The sequence below is a fragment of the Actinomadura atramentaria DSM 43919 genome (assembly GCF_000381885.1).
Taxonomy (GTDB): Bacteria; Actinomycetota; Actinomycetes; order Streptosporangiales; family Streptosporangiaceae; genus Spirillospora; species Spirillospora atramentaria.
In genome coordinates this window covers 1-2,050 of the sequence record NZ_KB907242.1, presented here as the reverse complement: position 1 = coordinate 2,050, position 2,050 = coordinate 1, and the positions used below count along the sequence as shown (strand labels likewise).

The 2,050-nt window shown below is 71.7% G+C and carries 2 protein-coding genes; both read right to left on the bottom strand.

The features are described from left to right. Nucleotides 1–354: 354 nt before the first annotated feature. Nucleotides 355–954 (bottom strand): hypothetical protein, encoded by a 600-nt coding sequence (locus G339_RS0131985; RefSeq protein ID WP_157408156.1) that lies wholly within the window; start codon nucleotides 952–954, stop codon nucleotides 355–357. Beyond that, on the bottom strand, nucleotides 951–1,883 hold the full coding sequence (locus tag G339_RS36090) for a ParA family protein (protein WP_019635132.1): 933 nt from the start codon (nucleotides 1,881–1,883) through the stop codon (nucleotides 951–953). Before G339_RS36090 ends, G339_RS0131985 begins: the two co-directional genes overlap by 4 nt. Nucleotides 1,884–2,050 lie beyond the last annotated feature (167 nt).

Below are 2,050 nucleotides of genomic sequence, written 5' to 3'. Positions count from 1 at the left end.
CCACCGGCGCGATGACCACCGGCGCGATGACCACCGGCGCGATGACCACCGGCGCGATGACCACCGGCGCGATGACCACCGCGCCCGCGCTCATCCCAGCACCCCGCCCCGAACCCGACCCCGACCCGCCACCCCCGGCCACCCCCCAGGACAGCCAGAACGACAGCCAGGAACACGAACCGCACGCTGCCGCGGTCCCGACCCCACCGCCGATCGCCGACGTCGTCAGCACCCGGCACGGACCTGAACACCAAGCCGCCGCCGCACGCGGCGCAGCCCTCGCCCGCGCAGCCCTCCCCCGCCGTACCCGCTAGGCGCCCGACAGGGTCGCGACCGGACCGCGACCGTGCTCGGCTAGCGAGGCGGCAGGTAGGCGTCCAGCACGACTCGGATGAACTCCGAGCGGTTCCCAGCCGCGAACTGGGCGGCGCGGTCGTCCAGGACGGCGAGGTCGTCCGGTGTCGGCGGGCGGATCGGGACCTGAACCGTGGGGTCCTGGCGCTGTCCGGTGGGCGTCCGGCGGCGGGTCGAGCGTCCCGAGAACAGGGACTTGGCGGGCGCGCCCGCCCGGCCGGGGAACAGCCCGTCCAGGCGCTCGTCCAGCTCGTCCACGGCGTCGAACAGCACGTCGGTGTAGGTGCGAGCGGTGCGCTCGGCGGTGCGTTTGAGCCGGTCGCGGAGCCGGGACGGGATGTAGGCGATCACCGGGCCGGGCGACACGGCGCCCTTCTGCCGTTCCCCGGTTCTGGCCGTGCGGTCGAGCGGGCGTTCGTCCACGGGAGCGGGCGGGGACGAAGCATGAGCCGGGCTCTCCCCGTCCTCGGGAGAGACCGGAGGCGATGCGGTCGATGCGGTCGGTCGCGTCGGCTTGCGTGAGCTGAGGAACGACAGGTCGGCCGCCTTGGGCTGCACGGGGACGCTGCCGAGAGCGGGCTTCTCGCGCTCGTCGGTCATCGCGCCGTCGCCTCCTCGGCCTCGGCCTCTTCCTCGCGCGCGACCAGGAGCGCGAACAGCTCCTGGGCGAGGTCGCGGAAGTCCCCGGCCAGGCTGCCTGCGGTCGTCGCCGGGCCGCGCGGCCCCGGCACTCCCGAGCGCAGCCGCTCGTACCAGGCCGGGCCGGTTTCGACGTCGCGTTCCAGCTCGTGCGCGAGCTGTCCGCGGTCGCGGATATCGACGGCGGGTGCCTCCAGGTGCCGGATCACGGTGTTCAGCAGCGGCGCGTTCTCCCCGAGGACCGCCTGGATCGCCGCGCGGGCGCGGGCACGGATCTGTGTGGCTCCCTTGCTCGTCCCGTACAGGAACACGCCCAGCAGTTCGAGGTCGGGGTTCAGCGCCCACGCCGCCTGGATGCGGGTGGCCACGCGGTTCAAACCCTTCCGGGACGACTCGTCGCTCTTGTAGGGGATGACGACCCACCGCGCGGCCGCCATCGCCAGCTCCTGGATCTGCGGCTCCCCGGGCGGGCAGTCGAGCAACACGAAGTCGTAGGGCTCCGGCGTGGCCGCCAGAACCCGCGCGAGCGCGAGCGGGGCTTCGGTGTCGCCCTTGCGGCGTCGAGCGTCCAGCACCGCGACCAACTCGTCCAGGCGTTCGCCGCCAGGCAGCACGTCGACGTTCTCGCGGACGCCCTCCAGGACGGTCGGCGGTTCGTCGTCCATCATCGCCCGGGCCAACGCACGGCCGTCGTCGGAGAGACCGGCCGCGTTGTACCCCAGGTCCTCCCCCACGTTCCCCTGCGGGTCCAGGTCGACCACGAGCACCCGCATCCCCGCGAGGCCGAGCAGCCCCGCCAAGTGCGTCGTGGTGGTGGTCTTCCCCACCCCGCCCTTGCCGTTGGTGATCGCGATACACCGGACCAGCCGCGACCGATCGACAGCGCTCATGCTGCTCTCCCTCTGCACGTCATCCGTACTCCCATAGCGGTGCCATTGCTAGCACTTCGCACCATCAAAGTCATCAACATGCAGTCCATGACGCAATCAAGCTAATGCACGACAAGCGTTGCAATCACTTGCTGCACTGCACAGAGACAGCAGAACGAAAGCATTCA

Bases quoted from the DNA above. Each gene is read 5' to 3' on its own strand.
- G339_RS36090 (WP_019635132.1), bottom strand. From the start codon at position 1,883: ATGAGCGCTGTCGATCGGTCGCGGCTGGTCCGGTGTATCGCGATCACC.
- G339_RS0131985 (WP_157408156.1), bottom strand. From the start codon at position 954: ATGACCGACGAGCGCGAGAAGCCCGCTCTCGGCAGCGTCCCCGTGCAG.